Here is a 21614-nt window from a genome sequence, read left to right as displayed (position 1 = left end):
CAAAACCGGTGCCCACTTTTGGGTCCGATGCTCCAAAAAGAAAGGCGTCCAACAGGACGCCTTGAATGATCGATTGCTGTACATCGGGGGCTTGAGCGAATTCAGATCCTCCGGGGATTTAGAGGAACGGGATTTCTCCCTCAAGTTACGCACGACTATCGATGTCAGCCCTTAACAAAACCTTACCGGCACCGCGAAAAATTTACCAATGTGTACCACTCATGAAATCTAGGTAAATTCGAGCGAGATATTTCGTTAACCATGCTCGGCTCCGTTTGAACACGTGACGGTTCGCATGTCCTGGACCTCGGATAAATTAATCGGCCAGCTGCGGCAGGTCGCGGAACAGCTCGAGCGCTTCGGGATTGGCCAGCGCCTCCTTGTTCTTGACGGCACGGCCATGCACCACGTCGCGCACCGCAAGCTCGGTGATCTTGCCCGATTTGGTGCGTGGAATGTCGGCGACGGCGACGATTTTAGCCGGCACGTGGCGCGGGCTCGCGCCGCTGCGGATTTTCGCCCGGATGCGTTTTTCCAGCTCGGCGTCGAGTTCAACGCCGGCTGCCAGCCGCACGAACAGCACGACGCGCACGTCGTTGTCGAAGTCCTGGCCGATGCACAGCGCTTCCAGGATTTCCGGCATCTGCTCGACCTGATTGTAGATTTCCGCCGTGCCGATCCGCACACCGCCAGGGTTGAGCGTCGCGTCGGAGCGGCCGTGGATGATCAGGCCGCCATGGGCGGTCCATTCGGCGAAGTCGCCGTGGCACCAGACATTGTCGAAGCGCTCGAAATAGGCGGCGTGGTATTTCTTGCCTTCGGGATCGTTCCAGAAGCCGATCGGCATCGCCGGGAACGCCTTGGTGCAGACGAGCTCACCCTTTTCCTGCCTGAGCGGCTGGCCGTCGTCGTCCCAGACATCGACGGCGAGGCCGAGGCCAGGTCCCTGGATCTCTCCGATCCATACCGGTTGGGTCGGCACGCCGAGCACGAAGCAGGAGACGATGTCGGTGCCGCCGGAGATGGAGGCGAGATGCACGTCTTTCTTGATGCCGTCATAGACGAAGCGGAAATCTTCCGGCGACAGTGGCGAGCCGGTGGAGGAGATCGTGCGCACGCTGGAAAGATCGTGCGTGTTGATCGGCCTGAGGCCGGCCTTGCGCACGGAATCGATGAATTTGGCCGAGGTGCCGAAATAGGTCATCTTCTCGGCGTCGGCGAAGTCGAACAGCACGTTGCCGTCGGGGTAGAAGGGCGACCCGTCATAAAGCAGAAGGGTTGCGCCCGACGCCAGGCCGGAGACCAGCCAGTTCCACATCATCCAGCCGCAGGTGGTGAAATAAAAGAAGCGGTCGCCGTCGAGCAGGCCGGCGTGGAGCCGTTCTTCCTTGACATGCTGGATCAGCGTTCCGCCGGCCGAATGGACAATGCATTTGGGAATGCCGGTCGTTCCGGAAGAAAACAGGATGTAGAGCGGATGCGCGAACGGCAACCGTTCGAAGGTGACCGACTTGGCAGCGAAGGATGAGACCGCCTCGTCCAGCGCAGTCGCCTTCTCGATGGTCGCCGCCACATCGGTCGACGTGCCGAGATAGTCGACGATCAGGATCTTGCGGACGGTGACGAGCTTTGCCGCAACGGCCGCGATCTTGTCGGCAACCTCGATCGCCTTGCCATTGTACCAGTAACCGTCGGGCGCGATGAAGACGACAGGCTCGATCTGGCCGAACCGGTCCAGAACGCCCTGCTCGCCGAAATCCGGAGAGCAGGACGACCACACGGCGCCGATCGAGGCTGTCGCCAGCATTGCCGCGACCGTCTCCGGCATGTTGGGCATCATGGCAGCGATGCGGTCGCCCTTTTTCACCCCGAGCGACAGGAAAAGCTGCTGCAGCCGCGAGGTCAGCGCATGCAACTCGTTCCAGGGGAGCCGGCGCTCGACCTTGTCCTCGCCGCGAAAGACGATGGCGTCACCGAGCCCGGTTTTTTTCAACAGGTTCTCGGCGAAGTTAAGCTTGGCGTCGGGAAAGAAGGCGGCGCCGGGCATCTTCTCGCCATCGACGAGCACGTGCTCGCCGCCACTGATCCCGCCGCTGGCGCCCCCATTGGCGCCCTTGTCGCCGACAATCCCGCAAAAGTCCCAGACCAGGCTCCAGAACGCCTCGCGATCGTCGATCGACCAACGATGAAGATCGCCGTAGGAGGAAAAAAACCTGCCGGTTGCGGCCGCCGCGGCCTGCATGAAGGCGGTCATCGGCGCCGCGTCGATCTGGTCTTTGGTCGGTATCCAGAGCGGTGCGTCGCCAGCCATGATCGTTCCTCCTTAAAGCACGTTACGCTTGAAGAGATTCACGCGACGCGCTTTAGACTTTTGTTATTATCATGTCGTTATCCAAAAACGTTGCGCATTTTGGCGACATGCATTGGCATCGCTTATGCATATCGCAGCGCAGCAGAGCAAGATTTTGTTCGGCCGGGCGACGCGGATGGTGCGCAAATGCCATCGCTGGGCCATAAAGACTTGAAATGCGACAGCCCTAAGTCGTAGGTAACGACTGGGGGTTACACCCGTCGGGCGATTTTTTGTCGGAACGGAAGCATACGGGGCGACATGCCATCACCTTTGATCCGGCGCGGAATATGGGCGATCGGCGTTGCCGTGCTGGTCATCGCGCTGGCCGTTGCCGCCCTGCCGCTCGTCGCCTCGACCCGTATCGTGCGCGACCGCATCGCCTGGGAAATGAGTGCGTGGAGCGGTTTCAGGGTCACCATCGACGGCGCGCCACGGATCGAGGTCTGGCCGAATTTCCGTGCCATCCTGGCCGACGTGACGCTTTCGCAATGGACAGAGACCGACGCGCCGCCGGTGATCGAGGCTGAACGGGTCGAGGTCAATCTCTCCGCCATGGCGGCGTTGCGTGGCAATGTGGTGTTCTCGACGGCGCGGCTGATCCGGCCGACGATCAGGGTTCAACGCGCAGCACATGGACTTTTCCTGCCCGCCCTGCCTTCGGGCGGGCGCATCACCCGTTCCATCGACGTCGCTCGCGCCGTTGTCAGCGCCAATCCAGCCAAGCCGGACCTGGGCAAGCTGCCGACTGATCCGTTCGGCACCGTGGAGTTCAGGAACGGCCGCGTGGTGACCTCCGTCGATGGCAAGGACGCTGAGATACTGAGCAGCCTGAGCGGCCAGGCGAACTGGGCCGCAATGAACAGCAATGCGACGCTGTCGGCGACCGGGATCTGGCGCGGCGAAAGCGTCGCCGTGGATGCCGCATCGTCAAACCCGCTGGTGCTGTTTGGCGGAGGTGCGGCGCCGATGACGCTTTCCTTCAAGGCGGCCCCTGCCAGTTTTTCGTTCGACGGCGTGGCCAGCATGTCCGAGAATGCCTATTTCGACGGCCAGGCAAAATTTGCCGCACCCTCGCTCAGGCGCGCGCTCGAATGGTCGCGGGCCGGCATCGCGCCGGGCGCAGCAATTGGCTCGGTTTCCGTTTCCAGCAAGCTCACGGCGACCTCCGGCCGCATTAAATTCGAAAACACCGAGATCGCCCTGGACGACAATCCGGGAATGGGTGCGCTGGATTTCTCCTTTGGCGAGGCGCGCCCGGTGATCGCCGGTACGCTCGCCTTCGAGACGCTCGACCTGCGGTCGTTTCTCTCCGCCTTCGCACCCCTGGCGCCCGCGAACGGCGCTGGCCCCGGCGAAATCGACATAAGCGTCGCCGACCGCATCGATCTCGATCTCAGACTGTCGGCAGCGCAGGCCACCGCAGGCGCCATCCAGCTTGCCGACGTCGCTGCCGCTGCCCAGGTCAAGAACGGTCTTGCCGTCTTCGATATTTCCGATGCATCGGCCTTTGGCGGCAACATCCAGAGCAGCCTTCGTTTCGACCGCAAGCCGGAAGGCACGCAGGTCGAGATCAGGCTGCTCGCCTCCGACATCGACGGCGGGGCTTTTGGCACCGCAGCCGGAATGACGCGGCTGGTGCCGATCGGCACGGGAACCGTTTCGGTCATCCTCAAGGGGCCGGGCAGAACCTGGGATTCCATTTTCGAAAACGCCGACGGCTCGGTTTCTGCGAAATTCGGTCAGGGCGCGTTGAGCCGGTTCAACCTGCCGGCGTTTCTCAAACACAATGAACAGGGCGGGTTCTTCGCGCTCGACGATGTCTCCGACGGAACGCTGCCGATCGACGGGGCCGAACTCAAGGCGAGCATTTCGAACGGTGTGGCGAAGATCGACAAGGCCGAAGCGAATTCGGCGAAGTACAAGATCTGGCTTTCCGGCATCGCCTCCTATGCCGGGCGCGGACTGGCGCTGTCCGGCGGCATCATTCAGGCGGACCAGCCAGCCACGCAGACAAATAGCCAAGGTCCCAACCAGTCTTCGTTCTTCATCGGCGGAACGTGGAGCACGCCGTTCATTTCGCCGATAAGCCGCGGGGTATCCGGCGAGTAGGCAACAAAGCTGCTGCGGTCGTCGTCAGAAGTGCTTCCTGCCGGCTTATGCTGCTGCCGCCCCTTTCGTCACCCACGCTGAGCGGCCTGCTCGTCGCGCTGGCGCTGGACCTCGCGCCGCTTGTTGGCGAGCGAAGCGATGATGACGCCAACCGCCACAACCGCGATCAGGATGGTGCAGGCGGCGTTGATCTCCGGCGTCACGCCGAGACGAACCTGGCTGTAGATCTTCATCGGCAGCGTGGTGGCGCCAGGCCCTGAGGTGAAGCTGGCGATGACCAGATCGTCGAGCGACAGTGTGAACGCCAGCATCCAGCCGGACACGATCGCCGGCATGATGACCGGCAGCGTGATCTGGAAGAAGGTCTTCACCGGCGGCGCGCCAAGATCCATCGCGGCTTCTTCGAGCGAGCGGTCGAACGTGATCAGGCGCGACTGCACAACGACGGCGACGAAGCACATGGTCAGGGTGATGTGGGCAAGCGTGACGGTGACAAAACCGCGGTCGAGACCGACGGCGACAAAGAGCAGCAGCAGCGACAGGCCGGTAATGACTTCCGGCATGACCAGCGGCGCAAAGACCATGCCGGAAAACAGCGTCCGGCCCTTGAAGCGCGTGTAGCGCGTCAAGGTGAGAGCCGCCAGCGTGCCGAGCACGGTCGCCACGGTGGCCGAGATGACGGCGACACGGGCCGTTACCCAGGTGGCGTCCATGAGACCCTGGTTGTGGAACAGCGAGACGTACCATTTGGTCGAGAAGCCGCCCCAGACGGTGACCAGTTTCGATTCGTTGAAAGAGAAGACGACGAGCAGGACGATCGGCAGGTAAAGAAAGGCAAAGCCGAGCACGATCGAAATGATGTTGAAGCGGCTCCAGGTCGGGTTCATCTGTCCTGCTCCTGAGCGCGGGCCTGGGCCCGCTGGAAGAGCATGATCGGCACGATCAGCAGCAACAGCAGGATGACGGCGACGGCCGAAGACACCGGCCAGTCACGATTGGCGAAGAACTCGTTCCACAGCGTCTTGCCGATCATCAGCGTCTGTGAGCCGCCGAGCAGGTCGGGAATGACGAATTCGCCGACGGCGGGGATGAACACCAGCAGGCAACCGGCGATGACGCCGGGTAGCGACAGCGGAAAGGTGATCTTCCAGAAGGCGCTGGTCGGTGGGCAGCCGAGATCCTTGGCTGCCTCGATCAGCGAATAATCCATCTTTTCCAGCGACGAATAGAGCGGCAGCACCATGAACGGCAGGTAGGAATAGACGATGCCGATGAAGATCGCCGTATAGGTGTTGAGGATGATCAGCGGCTGGCTGATAACGCCGGTGGCGAGCAGCAGCTGGTTGAGCAGCCCCTCAGGCTTGAGGATGCCGATCCAGGCGTAGACCCGGATCAGGAACGAGGTCCAGAACGGCAGGATCACCAGCATCAGCAAAGTCGGGCGCAGCATCGCCGGGGCGCGCGCCATGCCGTAGGCGATCGGGTAGCCGACAAGCAATGTCAGCACCGTCGAGATTGCGGCGACGATGACGCTGGTCACATAGGCGTTGACGTAGAGCGCGTCCTGCGTCAGCCATGTGTAGTTGTCGATGCTGAGCTCATTCAGCTGGGCGAAGAAACCGGCAAGGCCGTCGCCGAAGCCGAGCACCGGCGTGTAGGGCGGTATGGCGATCGCGGTCTGCGACAGCGAGATCTTGAAGACGATGACGAACGGAACAAGGAAGAAAAAGACCAGCCATAGATACGGGATGAGGATGACAAGACGGCCAACGAAGGCCTCTCCCAGCCTGGCCAGGGCGGATTTGTCCGCAGCGGTGGCTCGAGAGCTTGTTGCAGCGGTGACAGCGGCATTCGACATGGCCGCCCCTATCGCGTCAGCACGACGCCGGCATCCGGCCGGAACGACACCCAGGCACGGTCGTTCCAGCTCAGCGGATCCTCGGTGATGCGGGCCGCGTTCATCGTGCTCGCTCGCACCACCTGGCCGTCGTCCAGCCTGACGTGATAGACGGTCATGTCGCCGAGATAGGCGATATCGTAGACCTCGCCCTCGATGGCGTTGACGGCGCCGGCCGGTCTCGTCGACGATATCCTGATCTTCTCCGGCCTGATGGCGAAGGCGACGGCCGCGCCAGTTGCGGCATCGCCGGCATGCTCGGTGCGGATGGTGATGCCGTTGCCGGCATCGATGCTTGCCGCACCCGCCTCGCCATGCGCAATCTTGCCTTCGAACATGTTGACGTTGCCGACAAAGCCGGCGACGAAACGGGAGCCCGGCGCCTCGTAGACTTCCGCCGGCGTCGCCACCTGCATCACCTCGCCCTTGTCGATGATGGCGATGCGGTCGGCCATGGTCATCGCCTCTTCCTGGTCGTGGGTGACGACAACGAAGGTAAGGCCGAGTGACTGCTGCAGATCCATCAGCTCGAACTGCGTTTCCTCGCGCAACTTCTTGTCCAGCGCGCCCAACGGCTCGTCGAGCAGCAGCACCTTCGGCCGCTTGGCGACCGAGCGGGCAAGCGCGACGCGCTGGCGCTGGCCGCCGGACAATTGGTGCGGCTTGCGCTTGGCGAACTGCTCGAGCTTGACCAGCTTCAGCATCTCTCCAACGCGCGCCGCGATCTCGGGCTTCGGCATGCCGTCCTGCTTGAGGCCGAAGGCGATGTTGTTTTCGACCGTCATATGCGGGAACAGCGCATAGGACTGGAACATCATGTTGACCGGCCGCCGGTATGGCGGGATGCCGCGCAGATCCTGGCCGTCAAGCAGGATGCGGCCGGCAGTCGGCTCCTCGAATCCGGCGAGCATCCGCAGAAGCGTCGACTTTCCGCAGCCGGATGCGCCGAGCAGGGCAAAGAACTCGCGCTCGAATATCGTCAGTGACAAATTGTTGACGGCGGTGAAGTCACCGAACTTCTTGGTGACCTTGTCGAACTGGATGTACGGCTTGGCGTTCGGATCGTTCCATGGTGCGAAATCCCTGCGGATGCTGCCAAGCGATTTCATGTCCCACTCCGTCCTCGCGTTCTATCCCCAGAAGACTTGACCCCGGCAGCACCTGCCGGGGTCGCTGATTGTCGCTTACTGCCCGGTGACGATCCTGGTCCAGGTGCGGGTGACGACGCGCTGGGTCTTGGAATCGTAGGGGGTGATGGTGAACAGTTTCGCCAGCGTCGCCTCGTCCGGGTAGATCGCCGGATCCTCGAGTATCTCCTTGTCGATGAATTGCTGCGACGCCTTGTTGCCATTGGCGTAGAAGACGAAATTGCTCGCCTTGGCGATGACTTCCGGCTTCATCATGTAGTTCAGGAATTCATGAGCTTCGGCGACATGCGGCGCGTCGGCCGGGATCGCCATCTGGTCGAACCACATTTCGGCGCCTTCCTTCGGCACGGAATAGGCGATCTCAACGCCCTGGTTTGCTTCCGTCGCACGGTCGCGCGCCTGGAACACGTCGCCCGACCAGCCAACGGCCAGGCAGATGTCGCCATTGGCCAGCGCATTGATATATTCAGACGAGTGGAACTTGCGGATGTAAGGCCTGACCTTCAGCATCACTTCTTCGGCCTTGGCGAAATCGTCCGGCGATGTGGTCTCGGGATCGATGCCCAGATATTTGAAGACGTTCGGCAGGATGTCGCTCGGAGAATCGAGGACAAAGACGCCGCAATCCTTCAGCTTGGCCAGCTTTTCCGGGTTGAAGAACACGTCCCAGCTGTCGATCTTGTCGGTGCCGAGCGCTTCCTGCACTTTCTTGACGTTATAGCCGAGGCCGACCGTGCCCCACATGTAGTTGATCGAATATTCGTTGCCGGGATCGTACTTGGTCGTGCGCTCCGAAACGACGTCCCACATGTTGGAAATGTTGGGCAGCTTCGACTTGTCGAGCTTCTGGAACACCCCTGCCTGGATCTGGCGTGCGAGGAAATTGGCGGTCGGTACGACAACGTCGTAGCCGCTGCCGCCGGCAAGCAGTTTCGTCTCAAGCAGCTCGTTGGAATCGAAGGTGTCGTAGGTGACCTTGATGCCCGTTTCCTTGGTGAAGTCGTCGATGATCGAGCTGTCGATGTAATCCGACCAGTTATAGACGTTGACGACGCGGTCCTGGGCATGAGCGCCGAGGGTGAAAAGCGCCAGAAATGCCGAGGTCGCCGAAAGCCAGAATGCTTTGCGGATCATGCGTCTCTCCTTTGATGAGTGTTCCATCGCCAGCACGTCGCGGGGCTGCGCGGCTGGGCGTTTGTTTCAGATTATTGGGCTTTCCGACAAGCGACAAGCGCGAACCGCCAACACGACAGCAGTTCGATGCGCAACGGCCGAGCCCCCGGTTCCTTTGTCGTGATCCAGGTGGCATGCCGGCGCCGTCAAAGGCTCTCGCCACGGCGCGGGCAGGGATACGACGATGTTGTCCGGTCTCGGTCGGGCCGGAGGGGAGACTTGGCAAGATGAGCCTGTCTTGTTGTTGCCGTATTTGCAGCCTGCCCGCGCGGCCGCGCCATTGTCAATGGCTCATCTCGCTTTGGCGCGTGCGCTGCATCAATTAGGCGACGGCATGCCGGTGACACCCGGCCGCACCGGCCGCGTCTGACGCTTGAATTCGAGCCCGATATGGACCAGCAGCGCCGTGACCACGACCGTGCCGCCAAGGATGGTGCGTCCGGACGGCACCTCGGAATGGATGAGCCAGACCCAGATCGGGCCGAGGATCGGCTCGAAAGTGCCGAGCAGTGCTGCGACTGCAGCCGGGACGAGCCGGGCGCCGGTGGCGAAGAAGGCAAGGCCGAGACCGAGATTGACCACACCGAATGCAAACAGGAAACCCATGTCGCTGCTGGAAACGCCGAATTGCGATGCCTGCGACGCCGCGAATGCGGCGGCAATCATCGTGCCGAGGCAGGTCGCTGGCGTCATGCGCACATGGGCAAAGCGTCGCGTGATGACGGTGGCGATCGAAAACATCACGGCGATAAGCAGCGCCAGGCCGTCACCGATGGGCGACACCGCGCCATCGAGCGATTCCGATACCATGATGGCAACGCCGGCGATGACGGCGGCAATCGCCACCCAGGTCGCCAAGGCTACCCGTTCGCGAAACAGCACCCAGGCAAACAGCGCCGCCAGGAGCGGCACGCCGGCCTGCATCAAAAGGATGTTGGCGACAGTGGTGTAGGCAAGCGCCACGACGAATGAGGTCGATGCGGTGGCGAAGCAGAACGCCACGGCAAGGCCGGGCAGGCCCATGCCGCGGAACAACCTCACCGTGCCGTGCCAGCCGTCGCGCCAGACCATGAAGCAGATGAGGAAGGCGGCGGCCCAGACCGAGCGCCAGAACACCACGGTCCAGCTGTCGCCGGCGTCGATGAAACGGGCGATGGCGCCGCCGAAACTCCACATCAGCGCCGACAGGAAAATCAGCAGGAAGCCGACCCGCTCGTCACGCGGCGAGACGACAGGCGAAACGGCTAACGGTGATGATGATATATCGGTCATGATTGCGACTGTCGGCGATTTCGAGGCAACACGATGCATAGCAAACGACAGAAACGTGCATACATCGCGTAACGCAAAGACGAAGATCGGGCGTGATCCAGCACCGTGTTCCGTTTGGCGCACCGACGAGCGCACAGACGAGGCAAGACGGTCGTGCGGAGCTGGCAGGGATAGTTTACGATGCGTGGCCGGACGGCTGCTGCGCGACAAGAGACGTCCTGTGACGACGTGAATTGTATTTTGGGGCGACCTTATGGATGAGCCATTCTACAAGACAGCGGCGATTGGCTATGACGAGCTGTTCGCCCGCGCAACGAACTCGTTCATTCCATCCTTGCTGAAGGCAGCGCAAATCGCGCCTGCCCATCGGGTGCTCGATGTCGCAACGGGTACAGGAGCAGCAGCGCAAGCTGCAGCGATCGTGGTAGGCCCATCCGGCTCTGTGATTGCCGGCGATATCTCGCCGGCCATGCTCGAAACTGCCAAACGCAATTTGAAGAACCAGTCAATCACCCTCGCAACGTTTGACGCTCACGCGCTCCCTTACGAGGATTGTCGGTTCGATGCGGTGATCTGTCAGCTTGGGCTCATGTTTTTCTCCGACCCGCTTGGAGCGCTTTCGGAGTTTCGTCGGGTTCTGCGCCCCAACGGCTGGACTGCAGTTAGCGTGACGACGACGCCGGAGCGCTCGCTGTTCGCCAGAATAGGCGCGGTAATCGCCCGTTGCGCCCCTGAAAAAGCTGAAAAGCTAAATCGCTTCTTCTCCATCCCTGACGCGACATGCTTGCATTCCTTGCTCCACCGCGCCGGGTTTCAAGAGATTTATGTCCAGCTTGAAACTCGGCCCATCAAATTCTCATCTTTCGACGATTATTTCAGCGGAATCACCAAAGGAGCAACATTGAGCGGTCAGGAGTATGTCCAGCTTGCTCCAGACATGCAGGTCACAGTGCGCGAGGAAGTCTGGCGCGGGCTGGCTTCGCCGAGCGTTGGAGAGCCGCTGACGATTGAGATGGACGTTCTGATAGGCAGCGGTGGGCGATAGAACAATGCGCCGCAGCGCAATTTGATGGAAACGCTGTGCCCGTCTACTGAAAATCGAAGGCGCTTAATCCGGTCACCATTTCGTCGAGGCCGAGCGGGCGCGTCACCGGCGGCTCGGCGCGGGCGAGGCAGCCGATGCGCTCGCACAGCCGGCAGGCCGGGCCAACCGGCGTGGCCGAATTTGTGCCCTGTCCGGCTTTTCCGGCCGCCGCGGCAGCCGGCCCCGGCAGTGCCGCGCCGTAGACGATCTCGTCACGAAAGCCGATGTCGCAGCCGAGCAGAAGTGCGGTACGGCGCGGGCGCTCCGCAAACGAGCCTTGCGGCCCCTCAAGCGTGCGGGCGACGCAGAGGAATTCGGCGCCGTCCGGCATTTCCACCGCCTCGACGAAGATCTGGCCGGGCTGGGTAAAGGCGGCATGCACTGGAAGCTTTGGACAGCCGCCGCCGAAGCGGCTCTGCGGAAAACCCTGGCTGCCAGCCTTGCGGAAGCGGTTGCCGGCGTTGTCGACCTCGAGCATGAAGAAGGGCACGCCCGGCGTGCCCGGTCGCTGCAGCGTGGTCAACCGGTTCGCCGCCTGCTCGAAGGAGACGCCGAAGCGCGAGCGCAGCACGTCGATGTCGTAACGCGCGCGTGTGGCGGCTGCGTGAAAGGATTGATAGGGCATCATCAGCGCGTGGGCAGCGTAGCGGCCAAGCTCGAAGCGGGCGAGCCGGCGGGCCTCATCCGTGGTCAGCTTCAGCGCCTGGATCTCGCTTGCCACGGCGACCGTCATGCGGATCAGGCAGGCCTCCATCGCCACCTCGCGCAACTGGTCGAACGGCGACAGGCGCTCGGACAGGAACAGACGCTGCGAATGGCGGTCGTAGCGGCGGCGCCAGTTCGGCATGGTGGCGACCGGCAGCACCTTGACGACGATGCCGTATTCGCGCTTCAGCCAGGCCTTCAGCGCACCGAGCAGGTCGTCGCCGGGATCGAGCACCGAAATGAATGCCTCGGCCTCCTCTTCCAGCGCGCCAAAATGGTTCGGACGGCGCTCGAAAATCTCGTGCACCTCGTCGATCGGCAAGCGGGCGCCGGACAGCGCCGTCGCTTTGCCCTCACGCGCCAGGAGTTCGTTGAGGTCGGAAAGTCGCTCGGCCTGCTCGCGATAAGCGCGAAACAGTTTTATCACCGCGGCGGAAGCGTTGGGCGCCGCCTCGGCAAGCTCGATCAGCTCCTGGTCACCAGGCAATTCGCCGACTAGCAGCGGATCTGAAAACACTTCCTTCAGGGCGGTGACCGACCCCCTCGCCTCGCCCTGCAATTCATGCGGGTCGACCTTGTAGACAGATGCCAGCTTGAGGATCAGGTGGACCGTCAGCGGCCGCTGGTTGCGCTCGATGAGATTGAGGTAGGACGGCGAGATGCCGAGCCCTTCGGCCATCGCCGTCTGGGTCAGGCCCTTGGCGCTGCGGATGCGGCGGATGCGCGGCCCGGCGAAGATTTTTTGATCGGCCACTCGGCTGTCCTTGACAGAATTTACATGACTCCTGCGCGGCGCTGCCATGCCGGCCTTTTACAATCATGACAAATTTACAGCGCCTGACTGTCAAACGCAACACAGGTTTTCCCTTATTTTCCAGCCAATCTTCTGGTTTTCCTCGCCTGGCCTGCGGCAAAATGTAAATGCTGTCATACCAAAACGGCGCAGAAATTTTCATGAGGCGGCGTTTCCATCCCAGCAACTATCTGTCGGAGCGACCAATGACTGATTTTTACAACCTCGTCCCCTCGGCGCCGGAAGGCCGCTTCGACGGCATCGAGCGGCCCTACTCGCCGGACGATGTGAAGCGGCTGCGCGGTTCGGTCCAGATCCGGCAGAGCCTCGCCGAAATGGGCGCCAACCGGCTCTGGAAGCTCATCCACGAAGAGGATTTCGTCAACGCGCTCGGCGCCATGTCGGGCAACCAGGCGATGCAGCAGGTCCGGGCCGGGCTGAAGGCGATCTACCTGTCCGGATGGCAGGTCGCGGCCGATGCCAACACCGCATCCGCCATGTATCCGGACCAGTCGCTTTATCCCGCCAATGCGGCGCCCGAACTCGTCAAGCGCATCAACCGCACCCTGCAGCGCGCCGACCAGATCGAGACCTCCGAAGGCAAGGGGCTTTCGGTCGACACCTGGTTCGCGCCCGTTGTCGCCGATGCGGAAGCCGGCTTCGGCGGACCGCTCAACGCCTTCGAGATCATGAAGGCATTCATCGAGGCGGGTGCCGCCGGCGTCCACTACGAGGACCAGCTGGCGTCGGAGAAGAAGTGCGGCCATCTCGGCGGCAAGGTGCTGATCCCGACCGCCGCACACATCCGCAACCTCAACGCCGCGCGGCTTGCCGCCGACGTCATGGGCACGCCGACGCTGGTCGTCGCGCGCACCGACGCGGAAGCGGCAAAGCTGCTCACCTCCGACATCGACGAGCGCGACCAGCCCTTCGTCGACTATGGCGCCGGCCGTACGGTGGAGGGCTTCTATCAAGTCAGGAACGGCATCGAGCCCTGCATCGCACGGGCCGTCGCCTACGCGCCCCACGCCGACCTGATCTGGTGCGAAACCTCCAAGCCCGATCTGGCGCAGGCCAAAAAGTTCGCCGAGGGCGTGCACAGGCACCATCCCGGCAAGCTTCTCGCCTATAATTGCTCGCCGTCGTTCAACTGGAAGAAGAACCTCGACGATGCCACCATCGCCAGGTTCCAGAAGGAACTCGGCGCCATGGGCTACAAGTTCCAGTTCATCACGCTGGCCGGTTTTCACCAGCTCAATTTCGGCATGTTCGAACTCGCCCGCGGCTACAAGGCGCGTCAGATGGCGGCTTATTCCGAACTGCAGGAGGCTGAATTCGCGGCGGAAGCCCACGGCTACACCGCGACCAAGCACCAGCGCGAAGTCGGCACCGGCTATTTCGACGCCGTGTCGATGGCGATCACCGGTGGCCGGTCTTCGACCACGGCCATGCATGAATCGACCGAGCACGCCCAGTTCAAACCGGCGGCGGAATAGCACGAACGCATCAAAATAGAGGCAACGCCCCAAAAAGGGTAAAAAATACGCAAGGAGAAGACCAATGGCATCGATAAGCCGCGTCAAGGAACGGGCCGAAGAACAGGCCACCACGATGACCGTCGACCAGCAGGCGACCATCCGCATGCTGGCCAACGACCTGCACAGGCTCAACCAGTCGGTGATGAAGGCGGTCGAGGCCGGGGTGTCGGTGGAACTCGTGCGCTCGGCACGGCACCATGGCGGCGACGGCAACTGGGGCGACCTGCTGATCCCGGTCATCGTCACGCAGCGGAGCGTCGGCTGATCGAAATCCGACGAAATCCTGCTGGCGGATCCGGCATCACCTGCGCAGTTCTCTGCGCAGGTGATTTGCACTTGCACAACCAGTTTGCATGCACGGCCAGAAAAGAACTTGCTTTAAATTCTAACCTTTCTTGCGATGTTCTCGACGCCGGCCATTTCAGCTTGACATAGGCAGCGATCTCACGGCAATTGTTTCCAAAGTACAACCCTGCATTGAAACTAGCGAGTGCCCGCCCTGCTCATGCGCCCCTTGAATCGCACTGTGAACCAGTTGAGTTTGATGAGCCGGAGTGTGGACCCCGAAATGCTCACCGACTTCACCCGCGTGCTCGTCGTCGGAAAATCGCCGGTCAACCGGGTGGTGGTTTCGAAAATCGTCGAACGGTCCGGGCTCAGACCGATCTCGGAATCGCCCGAAACGGCGGCAACGACGCTGCGCTCGCTGATTCCCGGAGCGGTCGTCCTCGATGGCGGAGCCGACAACAAGGACTGCGACGCACTGATGTCGCGTATCGACGCGTTGCGGCGCATCTCGGGCAGATCGCGTCCCTCGGTGATCCTGCTCTCGACCAAAAGCGGCACGCCGGAGAGCCTCGGGCTGTCGAGCGTCGTCGATGCGGTGGTCGTGAAGCCGATCACGACCGAACGGCTGCAGCCGGTGATCGACCATTTGATCGGGCTCGGACGCAGCTAGCCGGCGTCCTATCCGGCTCCTTCCTCGCTTCTTGCGATCGGATCTGGATATCTTGTGTCAGTGTGTGACCGCCTGACAGCGAACCCAGTCCGATGTCCTTTTGCAATTGCGACGCATCTGGGATAGCACCTTCGAACAAATCCGCAGGCATGTTCCGACTTCGCGACATGGCTGTCGATATTGGCGGATCATGACATGTCCTCAGAACAGACCATCGCCGCGCTTTGCAGGGAACTCGGGCTGCGCATCACCGGTCCGCGCCGCGTCATCATGCGCGTTCTATCCGAATCCAGCGACCATCCGGATGTGGTGGAACTCCATCGCCGTGTTGTCGCCATCGAGCCGACGATCGCGCTCGCCACTGTCTATCGCACCGTCAGCCTTCTGCGCGAAAAGGGCATTCTGGAGCGGCACACCTTTGGCGATCGGCGCGCCAGATATGAAACCGTCCCCCGCGAGCATCACGATCATCTCATCAACATCGAGACCGGAGATGTCATCGAGTTCCAGTCGGCGGAGATCGAGCGGCTCCAGGAGGAAATCGCTCGACGGCACGGATTCACGATCATCAGCCACAGACTGGAGATCTACGTGAAGCCGATCCAGAAACAGCGTCGCTCTCGTCAAACCAGAGAATGACCGCCAGTTGTTCTTGTTCTATGCATGTCGTTATCCCAAAACCGCTGCGCACTTTTGGGCGACATGCATTAGCCCTCCTCGCCGAGCTCCATTCGGCCCGCCTTGAGTGTGGTGACGACGAAGGCGGCAATGAAGGCGGCAGACAGCATGAGAACGATGGTCGGCGCCGGTGCGCTGTCGATGAAGAAGGACAGATAGACGCCTAGGAACGATGCGGCGACCGCAATCGCCACCGACAGGATCAGCATGGCGCTGAACTGTCTTGTGAGCAGGAAGGCGATGGCGCCCGGCGCGATCAGCATGGCGATGGCCATGATGATGCCGACCGCCTTCAGCGCGCCGACGATGGTGAGCGAGATCAGGCAAAGCAGGCCGTAATGGAGCAGGTTGACCCGAAGACCGACCGCGCGCGCCTGAGCCGGGTCGAAGGCGTGCAGCAGGAAGTCACGCCATTTGATGCCGATGATGCCGGCCGTGATCGCAGCAATGAGCCCCGTTTCGACGATGTCGCGCAGGCCGATGCCCAGAACGTCGCCGAACAATATGTGGTCGAGATGCACGTCGGACTGAATTTTCACGTAGAGCACCAGGCCGAAGCCGAACATGCCGGAGAAGACGATGCCCATGACCGTGTCCTGCCTGATGCGGCTGTTGTCCTTGAGGAAGCCGGTGGCGAGAGCGCAGACCATCCCGGCGGCGAAGGCGCCGATCGAATAGGGGAATCCGAGGATGTAAGCGATGACCACGCCGGGAAAGACGGCGTGGCTGATGGCGTCGCCCATCAGCGACCAGCCCTTGAGAACGAGAAAGCAGGAGAGCAGCGCCGTCGGCACGGCGACCAGCACCGAAGCAATCAGCGCATTGACCATGAAGCCGAACTGGAAGGGGGCAAGCAGTGTATCGAGGATGCTCACAGGCTGGCCTCCAAGGCTCTCGCCGAGCGGCGGCGGGCTGCCAGCATTCCATGCTTGGGAGCGAAGAAGAAGGCGGCGAGAAAGATCAGCGTCTGCAGCACGACGATGATGCCGCCGGTGGCGCCGTCGAGGAAATAGCTGACATAGGCGCCGGTGAAACTCGTCGCCGCGCCGATGACGACCGCGATGACGAGCAGGCGCGGAAAGCGGTCCGTCAGAAGATAGGCGGTCGCGCCGGGGGTCACCACCATGCAGATGACCAGGAAGGCGCCGACGGTCTGAAGCGCGGCGACCGTGGAGGCCGATAGCAGCATGAAGAACATGATCTTGAGCGCGCTCGGGTTGAGGCCGATCGAGCGGGCATGGCTCTCGTCGAAGAAGACCACCATCAGATCCTTCCATTTCACCAGCAGGACGGCGAGCGAGACGAAGCCTATGATGGCGAGCTGAAGCGTGTCTTCCGGAGTGATGGCCAGGATGTTGCCGAGCACGATCGTCTGGATATTCACCGAGGTCGGCGACAGCGACACCATGAACAAGCCGAGGCCGAAGAAGGAGGAGAAGATCAGGCCGATGATGGCGTCTTCCTTCAGCTTGGTGCGCTGGTTGAGGAAGAGCATCGCCGCGGCGGCGAGCCCGCCGGAGAAGAAGGCGCCGATCGAGAAGGGAAGGCCCAGCATATAGGCGCCGGCGACGCCCGGCACGATCGAATGCGAGAGCGCGTCACCGATCAGCGACCAGCCTTTCAGCATCAGATAGCAGGACAGGAAGGCGCAGACACCGCCGACCAGGGCGGACACCCACATGGCATTGAGCATATATTCGTAGCCGAACGGCTCGAGCAGGACACTCATTCGTCCGGTTCCCGCATCTTGTGCTGCATGGCTCCGTTCTCTCCGTAGAAGACCAGTGGCCGCTCGTCGTCGGTGATGACGGCAAGGCGGCGCCTGTCGTCGTCCTCATGCAGCCCGGCGCCGCCCAGCACGAAATGACGCAAGACGCCGCCGAAAGCCTTTTCCAGGTTCGCCTGCGTGAAGGTCTGGCCTGTCGGCCCGTAGGCAAGGACCGTGTTCCGGAGCAGCACGGCACGGTCGCAGAACTCCGGCACGCTACCCAGATTATGCGTCGAGACCAGCATCACCCGGCCTTCGTCCCGGAGCGCGCGCAGCAGTTCGATGATAGCGTCCTCGGTCCTGACGTCGACGCCGGTGAAGGGCTCGTCGAGCAGGATGACGCGCCCGTCCTGCGCCAGCGCCCGAGCGAGAAAGACGCGCTTCTTCTGCCCGCCCGAAAGCTCGCCGATCTGGCGCTTGCGGAAATCGCTCATGCCGACACGCGCAAGCGCTGATGTAACCGCCTCGCGATCAGCAGCCTTCGGAATGCGCATCATGCCCATATGGCCGTAACGCCCCATCATGACGACGTCCTCGACCAGTACTGGAAAGTCCCAGTCGACCTCCTCGGCCTGCGGCACATAGGCGACGACGTTCTTCCTCAGCGCGGCCGCGGCCGGCCGTCCGAGAACAAGAATCTCTCCCTTTGCCAGCCGCACGAAGCCCATGATGGCTTTGAACAGCGTCGACTTGCCCGAGCCGTTGACACCGACAAGTGCCGTGATCGTGCCTGTCGGAATTTCAAAGCTCGCATCGCGCAGCGCCGTGAGGCCGTTGCGGTAGGTGACGGTCGCGCCGCGCACGGCGAGTCCGCCTCCCGCATCCTGCGACGCGGCGGCAAGAGGCGGAACGGCTTCGTTCATTGCGACAGCCCTGCGGCGAGGCCTTTCTGAATTGTGTCCGATGTCACACGCAGCAGGTCGATATAGGTCGGCACCGGGCCGTCCGCCTCGCTGAGGGAATCGACGTAGAGCACGCCACCGTAATGGACCCCCGTCTCGCGCGCGACCTGCCGGGCCGGCTTGTCCGACACCGTGCTTTCACTGAAGACGGCGACGATCTTGTTGTCCCTGACGGCGTCGATCACCTTGCGAACCTGCTGCGGGGTGCCTTGCTGGTCAGCGTTGATCGGCCACAAATAAAGCTCCTTCAGCGCGAAATCGCGTGCGAGGTAGGAGAAAGCGCCTTCGCTCGACACCAGCCAGCGCCTGTCCTGCGGGATCGAGGCAAGCTTATCGCGGATCGGCGCGACGGCCGCCTCTATCTTTGCCTTGTAGGCTTCCGCATTGGCCTTGTAGGTCTCGGCATGCGCCGGATCGTGCTCGACGAAGGCGTCGCGGATGTTGTCGACGTAGATCAGCGCGTTTGTCGGCGACATCCAGGCATGCGGATTCGGTTTGCCGGTATAGGGTCCCTCGGCGATGCTCATCGGCTGGACGCCCTCGGAGACGATGGCGCCGGGCACGTCGCTGAGGTTCTGGAAGAATTTTTCAAACCAGACTTCGAGGTTGAGCCCGTTCCACAGAATGAGCTTTGCGCCCTGCGCCCGCTGAATGTCGCCCGGCGTCGGCGCGTAATTGTGGATCTCCGCCCCCGGTTTGGTGATCGATTCCACGATTGCTGCGTCGCCCGCCACGTTCTTCGCCATGTCGGCGATGACGGTGAAGGTCGTCACGGCCTTGAACTTTTCCTGCGCTTTCGCTGGGCTTGAAGCCACTGCCGCAGCGAAAACCGCAGCCATCAACCCGACGGCAACCCATCGCCCGTATCTCTCGATCATCAAAATCTCCTGTCGCGATTACTCGCATGCCCGCGGGCGCTGTGACGCCGCGCTTGTCGCATATTCTGCAATTGCGACTGATTTGCAAGTAGAAAACGATTTTGCAGCACCGATTGTACAAGAGCCGCGCGTTGGAGTGGGCCCCGCGACGGAGGGGCCGCGCGATGTAGGGTCAGCGGCAGCGCGGCTCTTTGGCGGAGCGAACAACAAGGATTGCGACGCGCACTGCCCGGCATCGATACGCCTGCCGCGCGCGTCCGGTTCGACGCGGAGTCACGCGATCAGCCCGCTTTCCCGATGCTTTCGACCAGCCGGGGCAGTTCCGAGAGATCGGCTATCTGGCGGAAGCGAGGCGCGGTGACCGGCGGCTCGACATGTTCCAGCGCCCAGGTCAGCTCATGCGGCACGTGGATGCCCCAACTGCCGGCCTCGATGGCCGGCACCACGTCCGACTTGAGCGAATTGCCGACCATCATGCTTTTTTCGGCGCCATCACCGTGGCGGCTGAAGATGCTGGTATAAGTAGCGGGGCTCTTGTCGCTGACGATCTCGACGGCATCGAACAGGTCACCGAGGCCCGATTGCGCCAGCTTGCGTTCCTGATCGAAAAGGTCGCCCTTGGTGATCAGCACCAGGCGATAGGCGTCCGCCAGTTTTTCAACGGTTTCGCGCGCATGAGGCAGCGCCTCGATCGGATGGCCAAGCATCTCGCGGCCCGCGGCGAGAATTTCGGCGATGACCGAGGCCGGCGCGCGGCCGTCGGTAATCTCGATCGCCGTTTCGATCATCGACAGGGTAAACCCCTTGATGCCGAAGCCATAGACGGCGAGGTTGCGCTTCTCGGCTTCCAGCAATCTTGCCGAGATGTGCTCCTCCTCGGCATGATCGGCGAGCAGCGCGGCAAAGCGCTTTTCGGTGATGCGGAAGAACTGCTCGTTCTGCCAGAGCGTGTCGTCGGCATCGAAGCCGATCGTGGTCAATTCATGATTTTTCCGCATGCGAAGTCTTCAAGCGAGGTCATTGAACTTGCGTCGAACCTAAGCTGCCTGGAGCAATTTTCAACTGGCGGGCGAAGGCAGGGCCGGCTCCCCTTCCCTTCCATCACCGGCCCCGGCTATACTCCCAAATCCGCAACCCAATCTGGTGAATGATGCCGCCTGCAAAAAAGGAAGTCCGTCCGTCGAGCCGCGGAGGACGTATCCGCACGCCTGCCTTCGTGAAAAATCAACGTGGTGTGAAAAATTGGAAGGAAGTCGGCGCCTGGCTGGCGTGGCGCGGCATCGAGGATATCGAATGCATCACGCCCGACCAGGCCGGTGTTGCGCGCGGCAAGATGATGCCGTCGAAGAAATTCACCTCCAACACCTCGCTGGCGCTGCCTTCGGCGGTGTTCATGACGACGATCTCCGGCGGCTACCCCGAGAACGGCAACGGCTTCAACTATCCGGAAGACGACGGCGACCTCAAGCTGATGCCGGACCTTTCGACGCTGACCGTGGTGCCGTGGGAAGAGGACCCGACGGCGGCGGTCATCTGCGACCTCGTCCACCAGGACGGCCGCTCGGTCGAGTTCACGCCGCGCAACGTGCTGAAGCGTGTGCTTGCCGCTTACGATAAGCGCGGGCTGAAGCCGGTGGTGGCGCCCGAGATCGAGTTCTACCTGGTGCGCAAGAATCCCGATCCGGACTACCCGCTGACCCCGCCGGTCGGGCGTTCGGGACGGGCGATCGGCGGTGGCGCCGGATATTCGATTGCCGGCGTCAACGAGTTCGACGAACTGATCGATGACATCTACCATTTCTCCGAAAGCCAGGGCCTGGAGATCGACACGCTGATCCACGAGGAAGGCGCCGGCCAGCTCGAGATCAATCTGCGCCACGGCGATCCGATCGAACTGGCCGACCAGGTGTTCATGTTCAAGCGCACCATCCGCGAGGCGGCGCTGAAGCATGAGATCTATGCCACCTTCATGGCCAAGCCGATCCAGGGGCAGCCCGGGTCGGCCATGCATATCCACCAATCGATCATCGACAAGAAGACCGGCAGGAACGTCTTTTCTGCCGAGGACGGCTCGGAAACCGAAGCCTTCTTCCATTTCCTCGGCGGCATGCAGAAACATGTGCCGAACGCGCTGGTGATGTTTGCGCCCTACGTCAATTCCTATCGCCGGCTGACGCAGTCGGCTTCGGCGCCGGTCAACAACAAATGGGGCTACGACAACCGCACCACCGCCTTCCGCGTCCCGCGCTCCGACCCGGCAGCCAGGCGCGTCGAGAACCGCATCCCCTCCTCCGACGCCAATCCCTATCTGGCGTTGGCCGCATCGCTCGCCTGCGGGCTGATCGGCATGACCAACAA

Annotated in this window: 19 protein-coding genes; 7 read left to right on the top strand and 12 right to left on the bottom strand. The window is 62.1% G+C overall.

Features of this window, described 5'->3' with window-relative positions; genetic code table 11:
• Window positions 1–316: 316 nt before the first annotated feature.
• Entirely contained in the window at window positions 317–2311 is a 1995-nt protein-coding gene (locus AC0L2A_RS32765) for an acetoacetate--CoA ligase (RefSeq protein WP_473612335.1), read from the bottom strand.
• Window positions 2312–2611: 300 nt separating this feature from the next.
• On the opposite strand from AC0L2A_RS32765, the gene AC0L2A_RS32760 reads away from it, so the two are divergent.
• Window positions 2612–4462 carry an AsmA family protein gene (locus AC0L2A_RS32760; protein ID WP_473612334.1) on the top strand — a complete coding sequence of 617 codons (1851 nt, stop codon included), beginning with the start codon at window positions 2612–2614 and terminating at the stop codon, window positions 4460–4462.
• A gap of 68 nt (window positions 4463–4530) precedes the next feature.
• Here AC0L2A_RS32760 and AC0L2A_RS32755 read toward each other — a convergent pair whose 3' ends face one another.
• From AC0L2A_RS32755 to AC0L2A_RS32735, 5 genes are all read right to left on the bottom strand, one after another.
• Window positions 4531–5349 carry an ABC transporter permease gene (locus AC0L2A_RS32755; RefSeq protein WP_473612333.1) on the bottom strand — a complete coding sequence of 273 codons (819 nt, stop codon included), beginning with the start codon at window positions 5347–5349 and terminating at the stop codon, window positions 4531–4533.
• Window positions 5346–6320, bottom strand: a complete 975-nt coding sequence (locus tag AC0L2A_RS32750) for an ABC transporter permease subunit (RefSeq protein WP_473511429.1) — start codon at window positions 6318–6320, stop codon at window positions 5346–5348. The genes AC0L2A_RS32755 and AC0L2A_RS32750 overlap by 4 nt, the downstream gene beginning before the upstream one ends.
• Window positions 6321–6328: 8 nt before the next feature.
• Complete coding sequence (locus tag AC0L2A_RS32745; protein ID WP_091595229.1) at window positions 6329–7468, bottom strand: ABC transporter ATP-binding protein; 1140 nt, start codon at window positions 7466–7468, stop codon at window positions 6329–6331.
• 75 nt (window positions 7469–7543) lie between these two features.
• Window positions 7544–8641 (bottom strand): polyamine ABC transporter substrate-binding protein, encoded by a 1098-nt coding sequence (locus AC0L2A_RS32740; protein ID WP_473612331.1) that lies wholly within the window; start codon window positions 8639–8641, stop codon window positions 7544–7546.
• 357 nt (window positions 8642–8998) lie between these two features.
• Complete coding sequence (locus AC0L2A_RS32735; protein WP_287236144.1) at window positions 8999–9952, bottom strand: DMT family transporter; 954 nt, start codon at window positions 9950–9952, stop codon at window positions 8999–9001.
• A gap of 253 nt (window positions 9953–10205) precedes the next feature.
• Here AC0L2A_RS32735 and AC0L2A_RS32730 point away from each other — a divergent pair, with 253 nt between their 5' ends.
• On the top strand, window positions 10206–10997 hold the full coding sequence (locus AC0L2A_RS32730; RefSeq protein WP_091595225.1) for a class I SAM-dependent methyltransferase: 792 nt from the start codon (window positions 10206–10208) through the stop codon (window positions 10995–10997).
• A 43-nt stretch (window positions 10998–11040) separates the two neighbouring features.
• Here the strand turns inward: AC0L2A_RS32730 and AC0L2A_RS32725 are convergent, their stop codons facing one another.
• Window positions 11041–12495, bottom strand: coding sequence for a helix-turn-helix domain-containing protein (locus AC0L2A_RS32725; protein ID WP_473612330.1), 1455 nt, complete (start codon window positions 12493–12495; stop codon window positions 11041–11043).
• 245 nt (window positions 12496–12740) lie between these two features.
• On the opposite strand from AC0L2A_RS32725, the gene aceA reads away from it, so the two are divergent.
• From aceA to AC0L2A_RS32705, 4 genes are all read left to right on the top strand, one after another.
• Window positions 12741–14030, top strand: a complete 1290-nt coding sequence (aceA, locus tag AC0L2A_RS32720) for an isocitrate lyase (RefSeq protein WP_077379770.1) — start codon at window positions 12741–12743, stop codon at window positions 14028–14030.
• Window positions 14031–14094: 64 nt separating this feature from the next.
• On the top strand, window positions 14095–14337 hold the full coding sequence (locus tag AC0L2A_RS32715; protein WP_027156310.1) for an SMc00767 family acetate metabolism repressor: 243 nt from the start codon (window positions 14095–14097) through the stop codon (window positions 14335–14337).
• A 303-nt stretch (window positions 14338–14640) separates the two neighbouring features.
• Window positions 14641–15030 (top strand): response regulator, encoded by a 390-nt coding sequence (locus AC0L2A_RS32710; RefSeq protein ID WP_473612329.1) that lies wholly within the window; start codon window positions 14641–14643, stop codon window positions 15028–15030.
• Between the two features lie 195 nt (window positions 15031–15225).
• Entirely contained in the window at window positions 15226–15669 is a 444-nt protein-coding gene (locus AC0L2A_RS32705) for a Fur family transcriptional regulator (RefSeq protein ID WP_473612327.1), read from the top strand.
• A gap of 68 nt (window positions 15670–15737) precedes the next feature.
• On the opposite strand, the gene AC0L2A_RS32700 is transcribed toward AC0L2A_RS32705, so the two are convergent.
• The 5 genes from AC0L2A_RS32700 to AC0L2A_RS32680 form a co-directional block, all read right to left on the bottom strand.
• Window positions 15738–16583 (bottom strand): metal ABC transporter permease, encoded by an 846-nt coding sequence (locus tag AC0L2A_RS32700; RefSeq protein ID WP_473612326.1) that lies wholly within the window; start codon window positions 16581–16583, stop codon window positions 15738–15740.
• On the bottom strand, window positions 16580–17437 hold the full coding sequence (sitC, locus tag AC0L2A_RS32695) for an iron/manganese ABC transporter permease subunit SitC (protein WP_077379653.1): 858 nt from the start codon (window positions 17435–17437) through the stop codon (window positions 16580–16582). Before sitC ends, AC0L2A_RS32700 begins: the two co-directional genes overlap by 4 nt.
• Entirely contained in the window at window positions 17434–18339 is a 906-nt protein-coding gene (locus AC0L2A_RS32690) for a manganese/iron ABC transporter ATP-binding protein (protein ID WP_473493486.1), read from the bottom strand. Before AC0L2A_RS32690 ends, sitC begins: the two co-directional genes overlap by 4 nt.
• Entirely contained in the window at window positions 18336–19217 is an 882-nt protein-coding gene (locus AC0L2A_RS32685; protein ID WP_198032843.1) for a metal ABC transporter substrate-binding protein, read from the bottom strand. The genes AC0L2A_RS32690 and AC0L2A_RS32685 overlap by 4 nt, the downstream gene beginning before the upstream one ends.
• A gap of 320 nt (window positions 19218–19537) precedes the next feature.
• The gene (locus AC0L2A_RS32680; protein ID WP_473612324.1) at window positions 19538–20254 is read right to left on the bottom strand and encodes an HAD family hydrolase; all 717 of its coding nucleotides are present in this window, start codon (window positions 20252–20254) and stop codon (window positions 19538–19540) included.
• 149 nt (window positions 20255–20403) lie between these two features.
• Between AC0L2A_RS32680 and AC0L2A_RS32675 the strand changes: the two genes are divergently transcribed.
• On the top strand, window positions 20404–21614 hold a 1211-nt coding region (locus AC0L2A_RS32675; protein ID WP_473612323.1), incomplete at its 3' end, for a glutamine synthetase family protein.

The sequence above is a fragment of the Mesorhizobium sp. WSM4844 genome (assembly GCF_055811775.1).
Note: the sequence above shows the minus strand (reverse complement) of the source record. Positions and strands in the feature narration are given on the sequence as shown.